The organism is Kistimonas scapharcae, assembly GCF_039540975.1.
GTDB classification, from domain to species: domain Bacteria; phylum Pseudomonadota; class Gammaproteobacteria; order Pseudomonadales; family Endozoicomonadaceae; genus Kistimonas; species Kistimonas scapharcae.
In genome coordinates, this window is record NZ_BAABFL010000460.1 from 1 (window position 1) to 24,692 (window position 24,692).

General features: G+C 52.0%; 18 protein-coding genes. 5 read left to right on the top strand and 13 right to left on the bottom strand.

Annotation, left to right across the window (positions count from 1 at the left end):
- Nucleotides 1–55: 55 nt before the first annotated feature.
- The 9 genes from ABD892_RS21095 to ABD892_RS21135 form a co-directional block, all read right to left on the bottom strand.
- Nucleotides 56–367, bottom strand: coding sequence for a hypothetical protein (locus tag ABD892_RS21095; protein WP_345198114.1), 312 nt, complete (start codon nucleotides 365–367; stop codon nucleotides 56–58).
- Nucleotides 364–2,520: a peptidase domain-containing ABC transporter gene (locus ABD892_RS21100; protein WP_345198116.1), complete on the bottom strand. Its 2,157-nt coding sequence runs from the start codon at nucleotides 2,518–2,520 to the stop codon at nucleotides 364–366. The genes ABD892_RS21095 and ABD892_RS21100 overlap by 4 nt, the downstream gene beginning before the upstream one ends.
- Before the next feature lie 21 nt (nucleotides 2,521–2,541).
- Nucleotides 2,542–2,829 (bottom strand): hypothetical protein, encoded by a 288-nt coding sequence (locus ABD892_RS21105; RefSeq protein ID WP_345198117.1) that lies wholly within the window; start codon nucleotides 2,827–2,829, stop codon nucleotides 2,542–2,544.
- 94 nt (nucleotides 2,830–2,923) lie between these two features.
- A complete protein-coding gene (locus tag ABD892_RS21110; RefSeq protein ID WP_345198118.1) occupies nucleotides 2,924–7,579 on the bottom strand; it encodes a beta strand repeat-containing protein in 4,656 nt (1,551 codons plus the stop codon).
- Between the two features lie 340 nt (nucleotides 7,580–7,919).
- Entirely contained in the window at nucleotides 7,920–9,326 is a 1,407-nt protein-coding gene (locus ABD892_RS21115) for a YfcC family protein (RefSeq protein WP_345198119.1), read from the bottom strand.
- Nucleotides 9,327–9,597: 271 nt separating this feature from the next.
- A complete protein-coding gene (locus ABD892_RS21120) occupies nucleotides 9,598–9,882 on the bottom strand; it encodes a hypothetical protein (protein ID WP_345198121.1) in 285 nt (94 codons plus the stop codon).
- A 299-nt stretch (nucleotides 9,883–10,181) separates the two neighbouring features.
- A complete protein-coding gene (locus ABD892_RS21125) occupies nucleotides 10,182–12,530 on the bottom strand; it encodes a hypothetical protein (protein WP_345198123.1) in 2,349 nt (782 codons plus the stop codon).
- A 166-nt stretch (nucleotides 12,531–12,696) separates the two neighbouring features.
- The gene (locus tag ABD892_RS21130) at nucleotides 12,697–14,121 is read right to left on the bottom strand and encodes a carbon starvation CstA family protein (RefSeq protein WP_345198124.1); all 1,425 of its coding nucleotides are present in this window, start codon (nucleotides 14,119–14,121) and stop codon (nucleotides 12,697–12,699) included.
- Between the two features lie 140 nt (nucleotides 14,122–14,261).
- The gene (locus ABD892_RS21135; protein ID WP_345198125.1) at nucleotides 14,262–15,311 is read right to left on the bottom strand and encodes a DUF4062 domain-containing protein; all 1,050 of its coding nucleotides are present in this window, start codon (nucleotides 15,309–15,311) and stop codon (nucleotides 14,262–14,264) included.
- A 272-nt stretch (nucleotides 15,312–15,583) separates the two neighbouring features.
- On the opposite strand from ABD892_RS21135, the gene ABD892_RS21140 reads away from it, so the two are divergent.
- A complete protein-coding gene (locus tag ABD892_RS21140) occupies nucleotides 15,584–17,089 on the top strand; it encodes an alanine/glycine:cation symporter family protein (RefSeq protein WP_345198127.1) in 1,506 nt (501 codons plus the stop codon).
- A 262-nt stretch (nucleotides 17,090–17,351) separates the two neighbouring features.
- Nucleotides 17,352–18,839 carry an alanine/glycine:cation symporter family protein gene (locus tag ABD892_RS21145; protein ID WP_345198128.1) on the top strand — a complete coding sequence of 496 codons (1,488 nt, stop codon included), beginning with the start codon at nucleotides 17,352–17,354 and terminating at the stop codon, nucleotides 18,837–18,839.
- A gap of 62 nt (nucleotides 18,840–18,901) precedes the next feature.
- On the opposite strand, the gene ABD892_RS21150 is transcribed toward ABD892_RS21145, so the two are convergent.
- On the bottom strand, nucleotides 18,902–19,462 hold the full coding sequence (locus ABD892_RS21150) for a hypothetical protein (RefSeq protein WP_345198129.1): 561 nt from the start codon (nucleotides 19,460–19,462) through the stop codon (nucleotides 18,902–18,904).
- A gap of 282 nt (nucleotides 19,463–19,744) precedes the next feature.
- Between ABD892_RS21150 and ABD892_RS21155 the strand changes: the two genes are divergently transcribed.
- From ABD892_RS21155 to dxs, 3 genes are read left to right on the top strand one after another with little or no spacing between them, the layout of a single operon-like run.
- Nucleotides 19,745–19,987, top strand: a complete 243-nt coding sequence (locus tag ABD892_RS21155; RefSeq protein WP_345198130.1) for an exodeoxyribonuclease VII small subunit — start codon at nucleotides 19,745–19,747, stop codon at nucleotides 19,985–19,987.
- Nucleotides 19,987–20,886, top strand: a complete 900-nt coding sequence (gene ispA, locus ABD892_RS21160) for a (2E,6E)-farnesyl diphosphate synthase (protein WP_345198132.1) — start codon at nucleotides 19,987–19,989, stop codon at nucleotides 20,884–20,886. Before ABD892_RS21155 ends, ispA begins: the two co-directional genes overlap by 1 nt.
- 1 nt (nucleotide 20,887) lies before the next feature.
- A complete protein-coding gene (dxs, locus tag ABD892_RS21165; protein ID WP_345198133.1) occupies nucleotides 20,888–22,678 on the top strand; it encodes a 1-deoxy-D-xylulose-5-phosphate synthase in 1,791 nt (596 codons plus the stop codon).
- 73 nt (nucleotides 22,679–22,751) lie between these two features.
- On the opposite strand, the gene ribA is transcribed toward dxs, so the two are convergent.
- The 3 genes from ribA to ABD892_RS21180 all read right to left on the bottom strand — a co-directional run bounded on the left by ribA (nucleotide 22,752) and on the right by ABD892_RS21180 (nucleotide 24,674).
- Entirely contained in the window at nucleotides 22,752–23,345 is a 594-nt protein-coding gene (ribA, locus tag ABD892_RS21170; RefSeq protein ID WP_345198134.1) for a GTP cyclohydrolase II, read from the bottom strand.
- A 123-nt stretch (nucleotides 23,346–23,468) separates the two neighbouring features.
- A complete protein-coding gene (locus tag ABD892_RS21175) occupies nucleotides 23,469–24,098 on the bottom strand; it encodes a retropepsin-like aspartic protease family protein (protein WP_345198136.1) in 630 nt (209 codons plus the stop codon).
- 102 nt (nucleotides 24,099–24,200) lie between these two features.
- Complete coding sequence (locus ABD892_RS21180) at nucleotides 24,201–24,674, bottom strand: phosphatidylglycerophosphatase A family protein (RefSeq protein ID WP_345198137.1); 474 nt, start codon at nucleotides 24,672–24,674, stop codon at nucleotides 24,201–24,203.
- Nucleotides 24,675–24,692 lie beyond the last annotated feature (18 nt).

Below are 24,692 nucleotides of genomic sequence, written 5' to 3' on the forward strand. Positions count from 1 at the left end.
ATTTTGCCTGAAGAGCACAGGGGACGCTCTCTTCATTCAATTTAGCCTTACTTCTTCAGATCGTTAAGCGGGAGTTAAGGGAAACAGACATCTGCCGGACAATGCCATCATACAGTGGCTGTACGGGTGTATTTGGTAACTGGGAGACAAGTTCCCCTCGCGCAACGATAGTCGTCTCAACCCGAGAAATGGCAGCCCAGAGAAACAATACGACGAACAGCAAGAGTCCCGACCAGGACACCAGCGGCAACCATGCCGGTGGTGATTCGGATGCAATCTGTCGCCAGTCAGGTTGCAGAGGCTCAGTCAGTGCTGTTTTTTTCCAGACGTCATAACGCGCCCTGAGCCAGGAGAAAACCTGTTTCATACCGGCTCTCCCGCAACCTGTCTCTGCCACAACAATCGATATGATGGCGTTGAAGCTAACAATTCATCATGACGACCTATGGCTCTCACCTCTCCCTGTTCAACCAGCAAAATCTTGTCCATCGCCTGCAGCAGTGACTGACGATGGGTCACCATCACCAGCGTTCGTCCACTGGCAAGCCTGTCGAGGTTCTCCTCCAGTTGATCAGCAGTCGCAGGATCCAGGGCGCTGGTCGCTTCATCCAACAGCAGCATGGCGGGATCGTGCAGTATCGCCCTGGCGATACAGAGTCGCTGACGTTGACCACCTGACAGGTTCGCACCCTGCTCATCTAAAACAGTGTCATACCCTTGGGGCAGTGTTTCTATGAAGGCATGAGCGCCTGCGATACGCGCCGCTTCCATAATCTCATTGAGCCCGGCATGCGGTGCACAGGCGGCAATGTTCTCCTGAACGGTGCCCCGGAACAGGAACGATTCCTGAAGCACAATACCCATCCGGGAACGCAGATAGGCAGGTTCATACTCCGGCAGGTTAATGCCATCAATCAGCACCTGACCTTTACCCGGCCGGTAGAGACCGGCCATGAGTCGTGCAACCGTGCTTTTTCCCGAACCACTGGCCCCCACAACCGCAACTTTCATACCCGCCGCAATCTGGAAACTGACCGCTTTGAGAATACCTGGCACTTCCGGTGTATAACTGAAACTCACCTGTCGGAACTCAATCCGCCCCTTAACTGGCGCAGTAACGCCTGATGTACGTAATCGTTCGGGGGGCTGGTTCAGCAATGTTCCCAGGGTCGAAAGCGACTGACGCACCTGCTGAAGACGGCCGGGCATCCCGGCCAGTTGAACCAATGGTCCCGCAATACGACCGGCCATGATATTGAAGGCAATCAAGACACCGATAGACAGCCCTCCCGCCAACACCTGCTGGGCGCCATACCAGATGATGGTGAGCTGCATCAGTTTCTGTAGCAGCCCTCCACTTTCTGAGACCAAACCGGTTGTCAGTCCCGTCTGTCGATTCAGGCGGACAATTTCTGCGCTTTTACTCAACCATCGACGCTTTATTCTGGATTCCTGCGCCAAGGCTCGAACGGTCTCAACACCGGACAATGTCTCGGCAATCAGTGACTGTCTGTCGTCCTCTGCCCGATACAGCAGGTCGACGGTCCGACGTGAAGCTCCCATAGCCACCAGCGCATTAAGACCAATCAACACGGCAAACCCAAGCACCAGCAGGGTGAGCTGCCAGCTGAACATAAACATGACCGGTAACAGCACCACAATGGCGGTGAATTCGATGAGTGTGAACAACAGGTTGCCGGTGATAAATTCCCGAATACGGTCTGATTCCTGCACCTGACGAATCAGTCCTCCCGTTGGCAGTTTCTTGAAAAATGACAAGGGCAGCCGGAACAGACCTGATGCAATACGCTCCGCCAGCAACACATCCAGACGACCAGCCGCGTACTGAATCAACAAGGTTCGAAGATAACCAAACACGCCAGAGAACAGCAGTGCGATGACTGCCCCCACAAACAGTACGTGCAACGTTGCATACCCCTGGTAGCCGATCACCTTATCGAAAACCGCCATGGTGAACACCGGCACCACGAAAACCAGGCAATGGAGTAACAGGGATAAGATGAAAATATGAGTTAAGACGCCGCGCGGTGCAGCAATCTGTTCAAACAGCCAGCGCACACCAAACGCTTTATGATCAGCTGAAATTTGCAACTTCGGTTGTAGTTTCACAACCTCGCCGGTCCAGACACTGGCAAATGCCGCTTCAGAAATTTCCATGAGATGGACTTTCTGATCCGCCAAAGGATCCAGCACAAGCAGCACCAACTCCCCCTGTGCTTTCTGCCGTACACCGCTGACAACCACGGTATTGCCATTATTCAGCATGGCAATCACGGGGAAAGATGCGCCCTGCTTAAGCAGATCCGTCATGGAGAGTGATTCACACCGGGCCGTTAAGCCCACACATTCAGCGATGCCAGCCAGGGCTGCCGCATCCAGGCGTGACGCCCCCTCGACCATCATCCGGAGAGATTCCGGTGAATGCCGGAGATGATGATAACGGGCGACAATCGCCAGACATTCAAGTGCTGACGACAGAGACTGATTTCCACTGCTCAAGGAAAACCTCCAGCGTGCCGGTCAGGCTTCAGCCTCAGCAAAGTTGGGAGATGTCGGGGATTTGTCGCTGGCAGCCGCCGGGGCTGGCTTTAACAGCCCACGCTCCAGCATTTCCTGCTTCAAATTCTCAAACGCCTGACAACAGCGAAGAAAGCCTTCCGGACTCATGACCAGTGTGCCGGTCTTTTCCCGGTTGTGATCAAGCTTCCCATCAGTAGCACCGGCAGCAAAACCAAACAGCTCCACCCTGACGTTGCCACTGATCACCGCAATGTTCTCTACACCATCGCAAAACATCTGCTTGCTCATTGCTGTCCCTTCCGATGTTCTTATCGTTATTCAGGAAGTTAACCGGCCCCATGACGGAGCCTTCGTTGACACTATCAGTACACCATATCTGGTATCAGGCTACCATGGTGGCCGCTTCAATCTGATCCCTGGATTCATCGAACGCGGCATACAGACTGGAAGATACGCCAGCCAAACCGTCACTCTGCAGTGTGGCCAGAAGGTCTGCTGCCAGTGGATCCGCGCTATAGCCATCCAGTGACGCCAATGCCTCCTGTACCCCACTTTCCAGTACAGCAGCCAGATCAAAGTCATACGCTTCAAACGACTCCATCGACTCCTGATCCTGCCAATACTGCTGAAGTTCAGCAAAACTCAGGCTCAGTGTGCTGTCACTGTCTGTCAGTTGAATCCTGTCATCACTCTCCCAGCCGCTGAGTGACACCGATGCCCATGACTGGTTATCAACCACCACATCCAGCTGGTAACCCGCCTCACCCAGTGAAGACAGGAACAGGTTTGAGGTATCCAGCTGGAAATCGAACAGGTCATGGCTGCGGAATTCAAGCGTATCCAGACCGCCGGTTTCCGTAATCGCATAATTGCCGCTGTTCAGGTAGTAGACATAGCTGTCATTGCCTTCCCCACCAGCGGCTGTCGTTGATCCAAAGCCCGCGATAAACAGGTCGTTTCCGCTGCCACCGTCAGTACTGAGGGTGCTGGTCAGATTGACCAGATGGGTCAGGTCATTGAGAGAATACGCGCCACCATCCTGAACGACCGTGTTCAGACCTTGCGTCAGCAGGAACAGATCCGTACCAAGGCCAGCAGTGGATAACAGATCAAGACTACCCCAACCTAATCCCATCAGAATATCGTCACCTGCCCCACCGCTGGAGAAGCCAGTCATCCCGATATCGAAAATCAGGTCATTGCCCGCGTCACCAGAAACGGAGGCGCCCATGCCAATATTGATCAGGAAATCATCGCCCGCCTGACCGGAAACGTCATTACCCACACCGAGGGCAATACCAATATCGTCACCCTCACCGAGATCAAAAATATTGGCGACACCGGCAGCCGCAACAATATCGTTACCACTACCCGCATTGATGGTATTGCCTAAGCCGGCTGCATAAACGCCGTCATTACCATAATGGGCATCGACGGTATTGACCGCGCCTACCGCAATCATCACGTCATGTCCGCCGCCTGAAGTACTGAACTCTGCTTCATCGCCCAGCAGGGTATTGGCACCACCAACAGCTATAAGCAGGTCATCGCCCGCACCGGCAGCAAAACGGTTTTCCGCACCAAGACCGGCCAGAATGTCATTACCATCGCCCGATGACAGACTGTTATTGACGCCTATCGCCAGTAGCGTGTTATCACCGTTATCACCGGCATCCAGTCGGTTCTGATTCCCCAGTGCCAGTAAGACATCAGAACCATAGCCTGTTACCAGCGTATTGGTATTGCCAATAGCGATGGCGGCATCTTCACCGTTTCCAGACGACAGATTATTCGTATTACCCAGCGCAATCATGACATTGTTGCCATCACCGCCCTGCAGCAGGTTCAGATCACCCGCCGCAAAACCGAGATCGTTCCCAGCCTGGGCGTGCCAGATATTATTTTGGCCAAGCATCAGGGCAACATCGTCACCTTCACCCGACTGCACCAGGTTGTTCTGCCCCAGCGTGATAGCCAGGTCGTCACCTGCGCCGGTGAAGGCCAGGTTATTCTGTCCGGCCAGGAAGGCGATATCGCCACTGTCCTGCAGGAAATCGAGCGAGAAGCCCAGATCAGGCAGACGCTCCGCTACGTTGATGCCACCAACAACCGGTACGGTGAATGCCGGCAAACTAAAGCTCTGTGCTTCAAGGGCCGGTGCCTGAACATCCGCATAATCGGCAACATCGAAGCCCGGAATGGCCAGCTCAGGCAACGTAAACTCAGGTACAGCATAGCCATAGAATTCCCTGCCACTGAGCACATCAGCCAGGCCTTCACTGAAACCACTGATATCGAAGCTGTTAATAGAGAATGCCGGAATATGGAAAGCTGGCAGGTTGACCGTTGGCAATGCAATCTCAGCAGTACGGCTATCCGCGGCCACTGCTGGCTGTTCATTATTTCCGGCTGCTGATGTTTTGAATATCTGGTAATCCGCCGGGGCGTTATAGACCAAAAGATCCGCACTTACCTGATGCTGGTCACTGATACCCGCTTCGTTAACCGTTACCGTGCCATTGGCGTTCAGATCAAAACTGCCACCAATCACTTCAACCAGTACATCGCCGAGGAAATTGGTAAACGCCAGCTCACCGCCCAAAAGCCCCAGCACAGAATTACCAATACCACCATTGTCGCCCGTCTGATCAAGGCCAAACGACAGCTTGTAACTGGCATCTATCTGCCAGTCTTCAAGGGTCACTGACGCATCCGACAATTTAGGGAGAACAAACGACGGTAAGGTAATACCTGAAAGACTTAATTCCGGGGAGCTGAGTTCAGGTAACTGAATCTCCGGCAAACCGTAGGCAACCAACTCACCGTACTGGTATTCCACTGGCGTGCCTTTGAGTTCTGGCAAGGCCGGAATCGCATAATCATATTGGGGGAGATTCAATTCCGGTGACTGCCAGTCAGGCACCGTCGGACTGGATAGTTCCAGTTCCGGGAACAGCATGCTGAGCTGCCCGCTTAAAGCAACCTCTGCTTCAGCCGTCACACCCAGTCCAAGGTTATCTAACAGGCGCTGTGCAAAACCATTGTCGCTGTCCGTGAAGGTATCCAAACCAATAACGGAATCCAGCCCAAACTGATAGACACCCTGCTGCGGCAGATCCTCAGCATAAATCTGAATATCGTTATCGGTAGCCACCAGGTTGTTCTGGCCAATCGCCACGACAATATCGGCCCCCGATCCGCTGGCAATGGCGTTGTTCTGTCCCATAGCAGCAATCACATCATTGCCACTGCCCGTGAATGCGACATTGTTCTGGCCAGCCACCAGTGCCATGTCGGCGCCCGCTTCTGTCAGCAACAGGTTGTTCACACCGACAGAGACGACACTGTCATCCCCATAACCGCTCAGGACAATATTGGTTTCTCCGGCTGCAACGACCGTGTCATTGTCACCACCGGAAAGCACCACATTGGCGACCCCTGCGGTAATCACGGTATCACTGCCAGAAGCGGTAGAAACAATGTTGGCTACACCACCGGCCACAGTGAAATCATTACCGGTGCCGGTCAGCTGAACATTACCCTCACCCAATGCGAGTAGAGAGTTATCCCCATCACCCGCCAGCTGGATATTGGCAACCCCCATCGCGATCTGGGTATCACTGCCTGAACCGCTGAATTGAAGATTACCGGCGCCAAACGCTGCGAGGGCATTATCACCGCTACCCGCCAGCTGAATATTGGCAACACCGCCAGACACCATCACATCATTGCCATTGGCAGCCTGCAGAATGTTGGCTTCACCGACCGCCGTGATGAGGTTGTTACCACCACCGGTTATCGCAATATTGGCGACACCACCCAGCAGCGCGACATCATTGCCGTCCGCAGCGATAAAGACATTGCCCTCGCCTGCCGCGACCAGCGTGTTATCCCCAGCGCCGGCATTCACCAGGTTAACCTGGCCGCCAACGGCAATATCATCCGCGCCATTCCCAGTCCACACCAGGTTGGCGACACCCAGTCCGAAAACCGTGTTGTTACCATCGCCAGCGACAACAGCATTGGCACCACCACCCGCAACGATGAAATCATCACCGGTGCCACTCTGGATGATATTGGCACCACCCAAGGCTTCTACAGAGTTATGTCCATCACCGGCAAGCACGATGTTCGCCAGTCCACCAGCCATGATGTGATCATTGCCGCTACCGGCTGCAAGAAAATTAGCGCCACCAAGTGCCGCAATATCGTTATCGCCATTGCCGGCCAGCACGATATTGACGCCTCCGGCTGCGAGTATCTGGTTATCCCCGTCGCCGACCATGACGCTATTAACACCACCGGCAACCTGGACGGCGTTATCCCCGTGTCCGGCAAACACAACATTCCCGCCACCCAATGCTGTGACGTTGTTATCGCCATGACCGGCCAATACCGTATTCGCCAGACCGCCGACCACGACAGTGTTATCCCCGTCCGCAACCTGGATAATATTCGCACCACCAACCGCGTTGACCGTATTATTGCCTCCACCTGCGGCGATACTGTTCGCGCCAGCCACTGCGGTAATATCATCATTACCGTCGCCGGTATCAATCAGGTTGGCGCCACCAAAGGCCTGAATTGTATTGTGCCCGGCAAAGTCAGTAATTCTGGCCACACCCGCCGCGGTTTCGATCACATCGTCCCCGTCGCCGCCATCAACAATGGCATGCAAGCCAGTCGCCAGCAGGGTGTCATTCCCATCACCGCCGGACAACGTTGCCCGCAGGCCGTGACCTTCGACCACATCGTCACCGGCACCACCACCCAGCTGGGTATCTGCAGCATAACCACGGATCACATCATTACCGCTATCACCGTAGATGATGGTCTCAATGCCATATGCTGTCAGGGTGTCGTGGCCTTCGCCACCATTGATGAACACGCCACCACCGGTAGCGGTCAGGGTGTCGTCACCGCCATAGCCATACATCTTGGCGTAAAGGTGATCCAGTGTTTTGACGTCATTGCCCGCGGTTCCTTCCCACTCCCCGGTAAAGGCGGTCTTGACGGCGGCGTTGGACTCAGCAGTCATTGTGAGGCCTCTTTTTATTTTTATTAACAGAACCAACGTACCAATAAACAATTAAGCCGATATTTGCACCTTAGTGCAACATTATGTGTTCACTGTCTTCTATTACCGGCTGTCATTTGTGAGCAAAACCATGAAGTCATTCACAATCCCTGTGGATAACCATGTGCATTTCTTCTTAGCTGACGTCCGGGTGCCATTGTCATTCTGCACTGAAAAAAACTGCTCAAAATTTATGCATTCTGATAACAGGGTTGATCCACCCTGGTGAGTTCAGAAGACACAAAAAAAGACAGGCCCTTACGGACCTGTCTTTGGATACATCGCGAGAGGTATCGACTGCTTAGAGACCCATCACGGCGCCAACACTCAGCATGATCATGATCATGACAGTCAGGACACCCGCCAGCGGCAGTACGAACTTGAACCACTTCGCGTAGGACACACGACCGATGGCCAGACCACCCATAACAACACCAGACGTCGGGGTCAGCAGGTTAACGACACCAGACGCAGACTGGTAAGCAGTGATAACCAGGTCACGGCTCACGTTGGCGAAGTCAGCCAGCGGCGCCATGATCGGCATGCTCAGTACCGCCAGGCCAGAAGTAGACGGAATGAAGAAGGACAGCACAACCTGGATCCAGTACATGGCGTTGATGAAGACGATTTCGGACAGGCCGGAAACCGCATTCTCAGACCAGAACAGGATGGTGTCGGTGATGCTACCAGCGTTCATGATAACAACGATACCGCGGGCAATCGCGATAACGAAAGCAACACCCAGCAGGTCACGCGCACCGTCAACGAAAGTGCCGGTCAGCTCTTCTTCGCTCAGGCGGCCGATCAGACCGATAGCGATAGCGCTCACCAGGAACAGGGCGGACATTTCAGCCATCCACCAGCCGGCAGCAGATACACCCCAGATCATCACACCGAAGCTGGCAGCGAACAGGACCAGGATCAGTTTACGGGCGCCGGTCAGCTCGATGCCTTCTTCACGGTTTTTCAGGAAGAATTCTTCGTTGGATTCCTTCATGTCCGCTACCAGGGACTGGGAAGGATCCTTGCGGACTTTCTCAGCGTAGCGCATCAGGAATGCAGCAGTGATGATGAAACCGATCACCAGGATGGCGATACGCAGACCCATACCGTCAGTGAACGGTACGTCAGCGGCGTTGGACGCGATAACGGTTGCGAAAGGGTTGATGGTGGAACCCAGAACACCGATACCGGCACCCAGCAGTACCACAGCCACACCGGTGACTGCATCATAGCCCGCGGCAATGATCACCGGAATCAGCAGCATATAGAAAGGCAGGGTTTCCTCCGCCATACCGTACACGGTACCCCCGGCGGCGAACAACACCATCAGGGCAGGAATCATCCAGACTTCCTTGCCTTCCAGCGCCGCGGTGACCTTGGCAATACCGGCGTCAATGGCGCCAGTCTTGGTGACTATACCCAGGAAGCCACCGATAACCAGTACGAACAGTGCGACGTCGATAGCGCCGGCTTCATAGCTGGCAGGATCGTAGAAACCAGCGCCCGGCGCCATGACCACATCGAAGAAACCCTGCGGGTTTGAATCAACCAGGTGGTACGTGCCGGATACCGGAACTTCCTTGCCCAGTTCGGGGTTCATGACACGGTCATATTGACCGGCGGGGACGATATAAGTCAGTGCCGCGACGAATACAATGATCGCCATTAGCACCGTGTAGGCTGAAGGAAACTTGAATTTGCCCATAGAGTGCAGTCCAGTCGAGGAGTTATGGTTGTGTTGGAAAATCGGGGGTCATGATAAGGATTTAACCCGCGCTTATACTGATCCATGTCAGACTTTGCTCGGCTTTTATACGATAAATGGCATAAATACCCTGCGAATTGCCCTTCTTTTTATGATGTTTTTCTGAGCATCATTGTCGGTTTCACCTACCCGTACGCAGATGACAACTACAAGCTTTCACCTATAAAAAAGCCCGGATATCAACCGGGCTTCTGGGTGTTTTTTACATGCATCAGAGAGAATTCAACTGAAACATGGCCTGTTGTTGCTGACGGCGCCGTCGCTCAGGCGGTACCGGGCGTTCGGCGGCATAAAATACCGCGACATCATCATCATTGAGGTGGGTTAATGGTCGGATGACGCCGGATTCGACGCGATCATGAATTTGCGCCTGCAGCGCTTCGTGGGCGGGTAACTTCTCAAGATTGACAAAAACATAGCCAGCCTGGCACATCACTACCGGCGCAAGCTGGCTGCGCATATCGCTAATCACCTGTTGCAGGTCGATTGGTCGCATGACTGCCTCTCCCGCTTATGCTCTACTCAATATCCCTATTTTTATCATTTTCCTTCCGCTGCCATACTACGACATAGTGGTTTCCACCTACAAGCGAAAGCTTGGTTTCATTATATCCCAGAAAGTCTGAAATCAAAGATACCTCACTGCTCATCTCAAGCCCTTTGAAAGGGGCAGCATGTACCTGTCACATTTTCTTTCTTAGATATAAGAAGCCAAGCAACATATCAACATTGCTTAGCCTCTCAATATCTATTTCTTTTACTATCAATAAAAAGTAATTATTTGAATATTACAGTTTACACATCTGACTCACGTGATGACCCGAGCCTAGAACCCCAATCCTCTGATGCAATGACAGCCTCTGATGCAATGACAGTTTCTGAACTTCCATCACTGCTAGCGACAGACAGAGACTCATCTACTTGACCAGAAACAACACCAGCTGATGAACCCGCTTGAAGATCAAAGCCAATAGTTTCACTAGTAGACATTTGATCAATTTGACCAATTAGCTGGTCAAAAGCAGCCTGCATTTCTTGCACTGCTCTTGCGGCGTCCTCCTCTTCAGGCGTTGGTGTTGTTTCTCCATCCGCCGGCACAGTAGCAGAAGCGCCCACTATTTCTTCTTGATGAACTTCAACAATCTGTAATGATGATGGTTCATGATGATCGGTGGCCAGTGGATGGCTACTTAAAGTTGCTCTTACCGGACGTTGTTCTCCTATGTTGCCTACGATCGAATAGGAACCAGGTGACCGTTGAATTAGTTGAATATCTTCAACAGGCATCCTCAGTAAACATCTTTCAGCGTCAAACTCCTGAAGTGCGAGCGATCTAGAGCCATAGGTGGGTTTTCCTATATGATTTGTATTCCTGATATAAAGAATCCGGCGAACATCTGCTTTTTGATTAAAGTTTCTTATTACAGAATTACCCGCAGTTTCTACCGCATCATACGTGGCGTTGAACACAATAATATCAAGAAACCCACGTCCCAAATTGGCGACGAAAGATGAAGGTGGTGGAAGTAGCCAGCCTGGATAAGGAATCCCAAGATTACAATTCAATAATCCAGCGAATTTAAGTACACTCTTTTCGACCCCTTCTGCAATTTTATGGTAACCAACAACTCCAAATACAGAAGCACCTGTTGCAACCGCACCGGCAGGGGTTCCCAACCTTCTACGAAGTGTATATTTGAGGGAGCGTCCACAATGAACAAAATCACAATCTTTCGCTCCAGTTTTCAAATAGAAAGATCCTGTTACTAACATTCCTTTTATAATAGGAGAGAATCCTCCTCCTTGAAGCATATAAGAAAAAACCTGGAAGAAATATTCAGTTCCAGACAGGTGATTCATCGGAACTGTTTGCAGCATTGTACAATTCAAACCATATGGCAGTGTTGAGTTAACAAGTAACAAACCTCTTGCTTCAAAATCACCAAAATAATGTGCACTGGCCAGCGGTGAGGCAAAAGGCACACCTAACCCAATAGCTGTTACATATATACATGCTGTATCCAAAAGCAAATTGAAAGCTGGCTCTTTTCGGGCACCAATAAAATCACAGGCTCTATCCCAATATCCTTTCGCTTCTGTATCGGAAACCTCAATTACTTCTCTACGATTCCATAATTCCAATAATCTTTTGGTACGTGGCTTATCAAATCGCAAGCTTTCCAAGTCAGCCATTATGTCGTTATATTCTTCCAAACCGTTAGACATATGCGTAACAATACTCGCAACAATTCCCTTATTAAAGAACAAGGCATTATCATCTGAATCAATCTGTCCAACGATTTCTTTGTATCGCTTAAGCACCTTAAGCGCATTTTCATCTCGCTCTCTTTTCAGTTGAGTGTCACCATAAATTAGACCGACACCATTATTTTTATAACGCTTTGCCAGACTCAAAAATGCTAACGCTGGATACGCAATTTCCAATCCCCAATTTACATATTTCGCCGTTTTTGCAACTGCAGCAATCCCTTTTCCAGCTGTTTCTTTGGTTTTACCAGCTACGGTTAATATACCGCCTTCAGCATTATCACTATCAAGGACACCAGACCCTACACCATACAATGTTCCAGCAATACCTGCACCCGCTGTTTTAGCATTAGCCTTTGACTTCAGATATGGCAAACATCCTCCAGCCTCACTTATGTCATGCTTGATCTCCATTGCTTTACCACCAAAGGCAAAACCATACATAAAGCCAATACTTAATAACACCGCACAGAACAAAACTATTTGATCCCCACCAACTGGAGACTGCAGAAGACCCAATGCATTACAAGCAGCACCAAATGCCAACGCAAGAACCGCCATACCACGCAAAACAAATTCACATTTTCCGTATTTATAATTCACTTGATGCTGATTTGATTTGTACAATTCATTATGAGCCAGTGCATCATTAATCAAATTACTCACATCATCAATAGTTGATGGTGTATTCAATTGCCTTGTAGATAGTAATTGTCCAGCAATCCTACGACGCTCTTGTGAGGCAGACGGATGTCTTACCAAACCTTGTGGCTGATCCAAAATTTGAACCCTTCCCGTGGGTTCTTGTGATTCACCAATACCCTCTCGCCTCTCCCATGAACTGCCCAATAGCGACGAACCTGAAACATTCTCCATACATCCCCCTAAAAAGATAAAACAAAATATTAAAGACAAACCTTTTAGATAATAAAAAGATGAACAAGGAATTAGAGTGTTTTTTTAAAATTAGTTCCATAACATTTTCTCTTAGACAAAAAAATAAAAGGTCAAAACCAGACAATCAATTTTGACCCTTACAAAATTAAGCAAATACTTTTATTTTACGATAAACCGACGCATAGAAAAAATATAGAAAAGCAACAATAGCGACTACTATACCGGCCGGGTATGCAAAACCCTCAGACATTGCCAAACCTTCAGGCGCCATAACAATATACGTTACACAAACGGCCGTCATAAATGCCGCAGGCAAACTCACAAACCAATGACTACGACCATTACGCACCATGTAGACGGACGATGTCCATAACACAATGGTTGCCAGCGCTTGATTTGAAAACGCGAAGTAACGCCAGATAACCGTAAAATCAACCAGTGTTAACAAATAACCCGAAACAAATACCGGGATCGCAACCAGCAGACGATTACGAATCTTTGACTGGGACAGGTTAAAAATATCCGCAAAAATCAGACGGACACTCCGAAACGCGGTATCACCGGACGTCACCGGGCAGGCAATTACGCCCAGTACTGCGAGCATTCCACCAAAACTGCCCATCAAACCCACCGATACTTCATTCACGACCAGGCCGGGACCACCTTTCGCCAGCACTTCATTCAGCCCGGGAATCCCGTTCGGGAAAAACGTCATGGCCGCCGCCGCCCAGACCAACGCAACCACGCCTTCCGCAATCATCGCCCCGAAAAACACCGGACGACCATAAGCTTCATTTTTCACACAACGGGCCATCAGCGGTGACTGTGTGGCGTGAAAACCACTGATCGCACCACAGGCAATGGTGATAAACAGCATCGGCCAGAGAGGCAGACCACCCGGATGTGCCGACGGTGTACCGACTTCCGGAATCGCCCAGTTGCCAAACACCAGAGCACCACCAATACCAATGGCCATAATCAGCAGTGCTGCACCAAACAGGGGATAAATCCGCGCGATGAGTTTATCCACCGGTACAACAGTCGCAATAAAGTAGTAAGCAAGAATCACAGCCAGCCAGAAGGTCTTATTTGCAAAAATCCCTTCAAAACCCAGGTTACTCAGAAGACCTGCGGGGCCGACCATGAACACCGTACCCACCAGCAACAGCAGGATAATGGAAAACAACCGCATCACCTGCCGGGTTTTATCGCCAAGATAGAGGCCGACAATCTCGGGAATACTTTTCCCCTCATGCCGGATGGAGAGCATGCCGGAAAAGTAATCATGTACGGCACCGCCAAATATGCAGCCGAACACAATCCACAAAAAGGCGGAGGGGCCATACAGCGCACCGAGGATAGCGCCGAAGATCGGGCCAAGCCCGGCAATATTCAGGAACTGGATCAGGAAAATCTTGTACCAGGGAAGGGGGACATAATCGACGCCATCGGTCTGGGTCACTGCCGGTGTCGGACGAGAGGGATCTGCACCGAACCATTTTTCAACCAGGGCACCGTAAATCAGGTACCCGATAACGAGGGCAACCAGGGAAACGAGAAAACTTATCATGGACAACTCCGGGGGAAGGACGTCTGGAAGGACGGGGATAGCAGATAAAGCCGACCTATTTTAACGCCGACCTGCCCTTCCGGTTCCTTGACCCGAAGCAATGGGGTGCGGATTTTCTACCGATGCATACCTGGCAGTGTTTATCCGGCGCTGGTTCGTCCAATCCAGTGACCCGCAGCCTTCCCTGCCCCGGTCAAACACCAGACATTGTTTTTGCGGCTGGAGGCCCGGGTGTCTTTGCGAACCAGGCCGTGACGGCGCAACTTCAGGCGAATCATTCGCATCGCTGTTTCAGAAAAACGAAAGGCGTCCGCCGCATGCGCCTGGGAGTGCTGACTGAGTATTTGCTGACTAAAACGCGCTTCTAACATGGCAGACAGTGACTGCTGAATACGGTCCTCACTACACGACGGGGTCAACGACAGGCGAAAGGCCTCATAGACATCAGCCCAGGTGAGTGACACGTTCTGTTCGACCCGGTGACAATTGCCATGAATGAATACATGGCACTGCACACTGAACTCCTGGTGTTGCTGTAACCAGTCGAAGTGTTCACAGGAAACTGAATCATTGTCTGACGAATCGATTGCAGCTTCGCACGCCACCTGCGGTTGTATTGTCAGGTTGTTTACGGTTTCCCGGGCAATGGCGGTATCGATAGTGATCCGTGGCTTGACTTTGCTCCAGCCCGTAGCCGGATGATCGGTCAAAAATGCCGGAAATCCTGAAATGATGGTCTCCGGCAATGTGTCTGTCTGACGCCAGAAAACGGGCTTATGCCGTTTCAATAATGCCCGCAATGCCCGCACGCGCCCCAGTTCTTCCGACGATGCACCGGACTGGCTGAGAGCTTCTTCCGCCAACAACACACAGAACACCGGCTTATCCCGCATCAGGGCATAGGTCAGTTCCTGATGCTGAATACTGACACCGGTTGACGACCGTTCACCGTAACAGGCGTTACCGGCAAAGAGCAGGTAATCACAGCTGTTGATCAGGGCTTTTCTGCACACCCAGTCATCGCTGCAGTCATTCGCCGGGATAGACTGCGCCTCCTGACCCAAGTCCCACAATGCCGGGCACACCGGCATACTGTGGCTGGCCAGAACCCCATGCAGGATGGCGGTATGCTCAGGTGTGGCCGGTGCGGCCGTCGAGCTGATATAGACGCGGTAAATTCTGTCCTGCACGTGACCCCGTGCCCCCTCTACAGTCAAACGTCAGAAGCTGATGGTAAAACGCTGTTGTTATGATATCGGGTGATTATAACGGCAAAATTTATTCCATACCTCTTATAAAAAACGCGAAAAAACCAGCCTCTGCTAGACTGGATGCCATGCTTTTACCCCGTTACATCCTCAATTCCTGAACACATCTTTTGAAAAAGGGTCTAAGAACATGAGGATTTTCTGGTTTTACCCGGCCCGGCGCCGACATAGCCCACCACCGGAGAGGAGATACCATGACTGCCTTGATCAACAGCTTCAACGCCATCCTGTGGGGTTATGGGATTGTCTATTTGTTGTTGGGCGCAGGCGTCTATTTTTCCCTGCGCAGCGGACTGGTGCAGATCCGGCACTTCCCACTGACTCTACGTTTGCTACTGCACAGTAAACGCACCAGTAATAACCGTAGCATCTCCTCCTTCCAGGCCTTGTGCACCAGCCTTGCCTCCCACGTAGGCACCAGCAATCTCGCCGGTGTCGCCATTGCGGTCTACATGGGCGGGCCTGGCGCCGTTTTCTGGATGTGGGTGATCGCCATACTGGGCATGGCCACCAGCTTCGTGGAAAACACCCTGGCCCAGGTGTACAAATCCAATAACCGTGACGGCACCTTCCGCGGCGGGCCTGCCTACTATATAGAAAAGGCACTGGGCCAACGTAACCTGGCCATCACTTTTTCCATCTGCATGGTGCTGTCCTTTGGCTTTTCATTCAATGCGGTACATTCCAACTCCGTAGCTAGCGCACTCTCTCATGCCTTTGCATTACCGGAGGTATCGGTTGGACTGATGCTTGCACTGATGACCGCGCTGATTATTTTCCGCGGGCTTCGTGGCATTGCCCGTTTTGCCGAACAAACCGTCCCTTTCATGGCTACCGCGTATATCCTCACGGCAGGCATGGTGATGTTTCTGTACCACGATCGCCTGATTGATGTCTTCCGGCTGGTGATTGAAAGTGCGTTTGGATTGCAGACGGCAGCAGCCGGCGGTATGGGCTATGCGGTGTCCCAGGCGATGCTGCAGGGGATTCGTCGAGGCCTGTTTTCCAATGAGGCCGGCATGGGCAGCAGCCCAAACATTAATGCGGTAGCGGCACCGTCCCCCAGCCATCCGGCGACCCAGGGACTTCTCTCCATGTTCAGTGTCTTCACCGATACCATTCTGATCTGCACCGCCACGGCAATGATCGTCTTGCTGTCCGGTGAATACCTCAATGGTGAGGGTGTTACAGGCATTGCGCTGACACAGAATGCCCTGAGCAGCGCCGTTGGGGCATGGGGCAAACCGTTTATCGCCTTTATCACTCTGTTGTTTGGTTTTACGTCTATTGTCGCCAATACATATTACGGCGAATCCAGCCTCCGTCACATTAAAGACAACCGACGCTTGATTCTCTGGTACCGCTGCATTGTGATCATGATGGTGTTCTGGGGCTCTTTCAGCAGCCTGCCGGTGGTCTGGTCACTGGCAGACCTGACCATGGGGGTGATGGCACTGATCAATTTAATGGTGATTGTCCTGCTCTCTGGCACCGCCTTCGCTATGCTGAAAGACTTTGAACAGCAATACCACAGTGGGATCGAAAAACCGGTCTTTAACCGCAAGCGGTTTCCGGAACTGGATAAAGCCATGGATCAGGATGTCTGGCCCGTACCGGACAACAATCATTGCGATCAGGAACCCAACAACGACGATGACGACCCAATGATGCGAGACTTCAACGATATGGAAAAGCTCTGAGAACAGCCTGCTCTTCTGACGAATCTGATGCATTCTTCCCACGGACAGGAATTTTTTTTGTACGTCACCCGAATACGGAAAAAACGGCTTACCCCGGCAATCCTCTGCATTACCGGGCTCCCTCCCGAAGAAAAGCAACAAGCCTCGTAGGTATATTCACTAAGCGCAATACGGTATCACGGCAATTTCCTCAATCCGCTTGAGCGGTACTATCGACTTCCGAACGATTATAAACACCTTAAACAACCACAAGAGCCGTTATATGAGTAACTTGATTGCCGTTTTGAACGGCGTAATTTGGGGCAAGCTTCTCGTCGGTCTTCTGCTTGGGGCTGGTCTGTATTTTACGTTTCGGAGTCGCTTTGTGCAGATTCGCCGCTTTGGCTTCGCCATCAAAACCATGATGGGCAGCCGGGCCAAGGACGAGCACCATCACATTTCTTCTTTCCAGGCTTTCTGCACCAGCCTGGCTGCCCGTGTCGGTACTGGTAACCTGGCAGGTGTTGCAGTTGCCATTTTTATGGGTGGCCCCGGCGCCGTGTTCTGGATGTGGATGATCGCCCTGCTGGGTATGTCCACCAGCTTCGTCGAAAACACGCTGGCGCAGCTCTACAAATCCAACAACCACGATGGCACCTACCGTGGCGGCCCGGCTTATTACATTGAAAAAGCCCTGGGACAACGCTGGCTGGGTATCATTTTCTCCGGCGCCCTGATCGTGGCGTTCGGTTTTGCTTTTAACAGCGTGCAATCCAACTCCATCGCAGCAGCCATGGCTGTGTACGAGATTCCGCCGCTGGCTGTCGGCATTGTTCTGGCGGTTGTCGCTGCATTGATTGTATTTGGCGGAATCCGAGCCATCGCCCGCTTTGCGGAAATGGTTGTACCCTTCATGGCACTGGCGTATCTGGCGCTGGCTGTATTTGTCATGCTGCTGAACATCACCGAAATGCCTGCTGTGCTGTCTCTGATCTTCAAGAGCGCCTTTGGTATTGAAAGTGCTGCCGGTGGTGGTGTCGCTTACCTGATGAAAACAGCCATGGAGCAGGGCATCAAGCGCGGCCTGTTTTCTAACGAAGCCGGTATGGGCAGTGGTCCGAACGCAGCCGCGACCGCAACACCGACCCCGCACCACCCGGCCACTCAGGGCATCATGGGTATGCTGGGCGTGTTTGTAGATACCATCGTGATCTGTTCCGCGACTGCGGCCATCATCCTGGTGTCTGGCCAGCTGCACAGCGGCAATGAGCTGACCGGTATTGCCCTGACCCAAGCGGCGCTGTCCAATGAAATCGGTGGCATCGGTAACCACTTCATTGCCTTGGCCATCCTGTTGTTCGCGTTCACCTCGCTGATCGCCAACTACTACTACGGTGAATCCAACCTGCGGTTCATCAAGGACAACAAGGCCGTACTGATGGTTTACCGGGTACTGGTGCTGGGTATGGTAGTCTGGGGTGCTGTCGGTGAACTGCCGGTTGTATGGTCCTTTGCTGACCTGGCCATGGGAGTCATGGCGCTGATCAACCTGTCCGTCATCCTGTTGCTGGCCGGTCAGGTCTTCAAGGTTCTCAAGGACTTTGATGAACAGCTGGATGCAGGTCTGACACCGACGTTTGACCGGAAGAAATTCCCGTTCCTGGATAAGACCATGGATCCGGATGTCTGGAATGATGTACCCGAAACCGCTCACAAGCTGGAGACTGATACCGTTTCCGTGCAGCCCCTGAGCGCAGCTCAAAACGCCTGATCGTTCGTTTCGTTTGCAAGACTGCAGAATCCCCGTACCGGCTGGTACGGGGATTTTTTCGTTCAGGGGGTCGTGCGAATCGTAATCGAACTGCCGGAAAGGCTCAGCTCCTGGATCAAAAGGGAACCGAAAGACCCACCCGTACTACCCAGTACCCGAATATTTTCCATGGCAATGGATTCCACATAATCCGGCAGATTAAAACGCACAGCTCCTTCATTGATCAAAATCTCAACCGGACTTACACCGTCCTTGTACTGAACACCGGAAATACGGGTATCCGCTTCGATGAAATTCAGTAATGGCATCGACGTCTGCAGCACCTGGCCTAATACGGCCAAACCGGGATCCTGCTGATTGGCTTCATTAAACTGGGGTTGTTGCTCATCAAATCCCTGCGCAGAGATTGTTGACAACGCCATATCATCCAGCGGAACCAGACCTATCATGCTTTGTTCTGCATGTGTGCTACGCAGCTCACCATCCGGCAACGGCACCAGCTCGGCATGGACCGGTCGCAAAGCCAATAATGAGAGAATAAATAACAATAAAAACACTGCATGGGGAAACAGGTTACTATCATGCCGCGCTGCTTTGGCGGCACACCTGACCGACTTCTTCATAACCACGACATCCTGTCATTACAAGCATTCATAACCGCCAGATAAATCCGTTACCTGACACCCTGACTATAGCAATCCACAACCACCGGAATTCACCGGACTGCACTACCGAGACAGTGGTTATCGCCAAGGGTTATCAAAGCTTTAATGCTTGCTTCATTTCATACGTAATCAACCCTGTCAGGCTACAGTTCCTACACAGGCAGCCTCCTTGACATTGACCCGTATCACGCACTGGGTTAGTGTTCGATGCAATTATTCCTGCCCAAAAAGGTCGCCCTGATGCCAAGCAAGAAAGCGGGCTTTGCTTTCGAAAAATCCCTCTCGGATCTGGAAACCCTGGTCGAAAAAATGGAGTCCGGTGACCTGACGCTGGAGCAATCCCTGGCAGCGTTTGAACGAGGCATCGGCCTGACCCGCGAATGCCAGAAAGCTCTGGATGAAGCCGAACAGAAAGTGCACATCCTGGTAGAAAAAAACGGCCAGCTGGAATCCCGCCCCTTCGAGAGCAATGTGGACGAGTAATGGACATCAAGCAGTACATGCAGACTTGCCGCCAATGGGCGGATGCAGGCCTTGAGCAGGTCTTTGCCCGTTATCAGCCTGCCGAGGCACGCCTGCATGAAGCCATGAAGTACAGTGTTTTCAATGGCGGCAAACGGATCCGACCCATGCTGGTACGCGCTGCCTGTGAAGCGCTGGGAGGCACTGCACGGGCAGCATTACCCGGCGCCTGTGCCGTTGAGCTGATCCATGCCTATTCACTGATCCACGATGACCTGCCCGCGATGGATGATGATGATCTGCGCCGCGGCCAACCCACCTGCCATAAAGCCTTCGATGAAGCGACTGCAATCCTGGCGGGAGATGCCTTACAATCACTGGCCTTTGAAGTACTGGCTAATCCTGAACTGACCGGAAGAGATGAACGTCAGGGCACCTGCCAACTTCAGCAGGTGGCAGTTTTGGCCCAGGCAGCGGGAAACCATGGCATGGCTGCCGGGCAATCCCTGGATATGCAGGGCACGGGAAATACCCTCACACTAGCGGAGCTGGAAACGCTGCACCGACACAAAACCGGTGCACTGATTGAAGCCAGTGTCACGTTGGGCGCACTGTCTGCAGGCATGAGTGACCCTGAAACAATCGCGCCGCTGAAATGCTATGCTAGGGCGATTGGCCTGGCATTTCAGGTACAGGATGACATTCTTGATGTGACGGCGAACACCGCCACGCTCGGTAAACAACAAGGTGCCGATATTTCCCATGGCAAAAATACGTATGTGTCGTTGCTCGGTCTCGATACCGCCCGGGAAAAAGCGATCCTGCTGCAAAATGAAGCCCTGCAGTCGCTGAAGGATCTGGATGGAAATGCAGTACCACTGCGCATGCTGGCTGAATATATCGTGAGCCGAAATCACTGAAATGACCCGCACGATCCCTCTGGAAAGACCCATCACACCGTTGCTGGACACCATCGACCTTCCAAGCGATCTTCGTCGTTTATCCCAACAGCAACTGCCGGTACTGGCTAAGGAATTACGCCACTTCCTCCTGTACACCGTCGGGCAGACAGGGGGACACCTGGGAGCCGGTCTGGGCGTAGTGGAATTAACCATTTCCCTGCATTATGTCTTTAATACACCGGAAGACCGGCTGGTATGGGATGTAGGTCACCAATGCTACCCACACAAAATCCTGACGGGACGCCGTGAGCAGATGGCCACCCTGCGCCAGCGTGATGGGCTGTGCGGTTTCCCCGATCGTTCAGAAAGCGACTATGACTGTTTTGGCACCGGTCATTCCAGTACGTCAGTCAGCGCAGCACTCGGCATGGCCATTGCGCTGGCAGGCAAGAACAGTAACCGCCAGGCCATTGCAGTGATTGGTGATGGTGCAATGACTGCCGGCCAGGCCTTTGAGGCGCTGAACCATGCGGCCTGCGTCAACGCCAATATCCTGGTCATATTGAACGACAATGACATGTCGATTTCCCCCAGTGTCGGGATGCTTGCCCGATATCTGCGCGGCATAGAAATGTCTCGAACAAACCAGAACACGCAGGCCTCATCACCCGTTTTGTTTGAAGACCAGGGTTTTGACTACACCGGCCCGATAGATGGTCACAATCTGGATGAACTGCTTGGGACATTGTCTTCGCTAAAGCAGCAAACGGGCCCTCGGCTGCTGCATATTGTCACTCGGAAAGGGAAAGGTTATCCGGCGGCCGAGCAGGATCCGGTGGGCTATCATGCACTCACCAAAACCATCCCGGCCAAAACCGAACCCAAACCAAAAAAAACTACCTACGCCAATATTTTTGGCCAATGGCTGTGCCATACCGCGGCCAAAGACAAGCGCCTCTATGGCATTACGCCCGCCATGCGCGAAGGTTCCGACCTGGTGCGCTTTTCACAGCAGTTTCCCGACCGTTACTTTGACGTGGCGATTGCCGAACAGCATGCCGTCACGTTTGCCGCAGGTCTCGCCTGTGAAGGCATGAAGCCTGTGCTGGCCATTTATTCGACGTTCCTGCAGCGGGGGTATGACCAGCTGATCCACGATGTGGCCCTGCAAAACCTGGATGTGTTGTTTGCCATCGACCGTGCAGGTCTGGTCGGTGAAGATGGCCCCACCCACCATGGCGCCTTTGATATCGCTTACCTGCGCTGCATTCCCAATATGGTTATCATGACGCCCAGTAACGAACAGGAGTTATGGTGGATGCTGAATACCGCCTACCAGTATTCCGGGCCGGTAGCCGTTCGCTACCCCAGAGGCAGTGGTCATGGTTTACCGGTAGAGCAGACCCGTGAGGCTCTGCCATTTGGCAAAGGCCGAATTACACGACAAGGAAAAGATATAGCGCTAATCGCCTTTGGTACCTTGCACAATGAAGCAATGGCGGCGGCAGAACAACTGAATGCCACTGTGGTGGATATGCGTTTCGCCAAACCACTGGACACTGAACTCCTGACAATACTGAGCGATACGCACCCACTGCTAGTTACGGTAGAGGATGGCGTCATAATCAATGGCGCAGGCGCAGACATTGAGGCCTACATTTGTAGGACGCATCAACACCTCGAGATACTAAAACTGGGATTGCCTGATCAGTTCATCCACCACCAATCACGTGCAGAGCAATTATCACGCTGCGGATTGGATTGTGCTGGCATTATCAAACGGGTAGAGGAGTATTTGGAGAGGCGATAGCTGTTCCGACAGGTAAACAACTTGAGCAGAACAGCATCAAAAAAGACACGATGAATAGCCTAAGCGGGATTGCTCAGGCATTGTTGTAAAGGTGGCCCAACTTCCAGACCTTGGTTGACAGGTACCGTTCGTTATGGGGGTTTTGCCCTGTTTGCAATGGCACACGCTCAACCACATCAATATCCTGCTGACGTAACGCCTCCACCTTCCGCGGGTTATTTGTCATCAGCCGCAGCTTGTTAATACCCAGATGATTCAGCATGGGACTGCACATATCATAGGTACGCAGATCCGGCGCAAAACCCAACTGCTCATTCGCTTCAACGGTATCAGCCCCGGCATCCTGCAGATGGTAAGCCCGCACTTTGTTCAACAGACCAATACCACGACCTTCCTGCCGCAGGTACAGTAAAACCCCCTGACCGGCTTCAGCAATCGCCTTCAGTGCTGCCTGGAGCTGTGCCCCACAGTCGCAACGCATGCTGAACAGCGCGTCCCCCGTCAGGCACTCGGAATGCACACGTGCCAGGACAGGTTCACCGGTATTGAACTCCCCCATCGTCAACGCCAGATGCTCTTTCCCGGTAGCACGATCTTCAAAGCCATGCATGCTGAACGTACCGAAAGGGGTGGGCAACCTGGATGACGCAATGAAAACGACAGACACTCCACGTTCCTCAACTTCTCGTGCGGAAACGCATTGTAACAGCAGGATAAAACTCAGGCGAGAAAGGATAGACCAAGCGACCAAATATTCAGCATGGTACGCTAGAGGAATTCACGGAAATGATCAGTACTTGGCTTCAAGGTACAGCACATCGCCTTCATCACGCATTTTCACTTTACGTAGAAAGCTCATGCCTAGAAGGATGATGCTGGGAAAGTCCCCTTCATGGATGGCGGCATCGACATTACGTACGGTGAGACCATCAATACTGACCGACTTGAGCTGCACCAGAAAACCACGAACCTGCCCACTGGCTGTTGAGATCGCAATCGGCTCACCGTTTTTATACTCAACGCCCAACGCATTGGCATGCTTTGAACTCATCCCAACCGCCGTGGCACCGGTATCCACCACCATGTCAGCCAAACGGCCATTCACCAGCGCTTTGACATAATAATGACCATCATTATCCCGGAAGATTTTTATCGTTTTATTACTGGATTCTTTGTAACCATTACTGATCTGGCGGGACAAAGGGAATTCACGTGCCTGCCCATTAACCTGTAAAACGGCACGGCTACCATCAACAGACAACAATTTGACACCGCCAGGCCCCGTATTGCCGACTTTCAGCATCACCTGACGGCCTTCGATGATGACAATTGCCGCTCCCGGGAACAGGCCCACCACCTGCACCATCACGGCTTGTACGCTGCCTGCAAGCAAGGCGCAAGCCAAAACAATCACTGCCATCAACGGCCTTATTGATGTTATCAATCTGCAATCCTCTTGCCACACATCACGCTTTGAATCGTTTTAATAACGCGTTTTTATAAAGATAAAGAATAGTATGCGCTACCACGCCATAACAAAAACAATCACCTGCATTACCATCAAAGCATATAACCCAGCGATCAGGTCATCCACCATAATCCCCATACCGCCGGGCACACGCTGGTCAGCCAGAGAGATAGGCCAAGGCTTCCAGATATCAAAAAGACGAAACAGGATGAATCCCACAATGATCCAGAGCCAGCCAGAGGGCGCCGCCAGCATCGTCAGCCAATAACCGCAGAATTCATCCCAGACAATACCGGGGTGATCATGAACGCCAAGATCTTTCGCCGTTTTACCGCAGAGCCAGATACCCAGCAACGACGCAAGCACCAGCACCAGTGCATACATTGGCAAAGATAAGTGGGATAACAACAGATAGAGGGGAATTGCTGCCAGCGTCCCGAAAGTACCGGGTGCCTTGGGTGCCAGACCGGATCCCAGACCAAACGCCAAGAAATGGACGGGATTGGACAGCCTTATGGGAATAGACAAAGGGGAATTTACTCCATT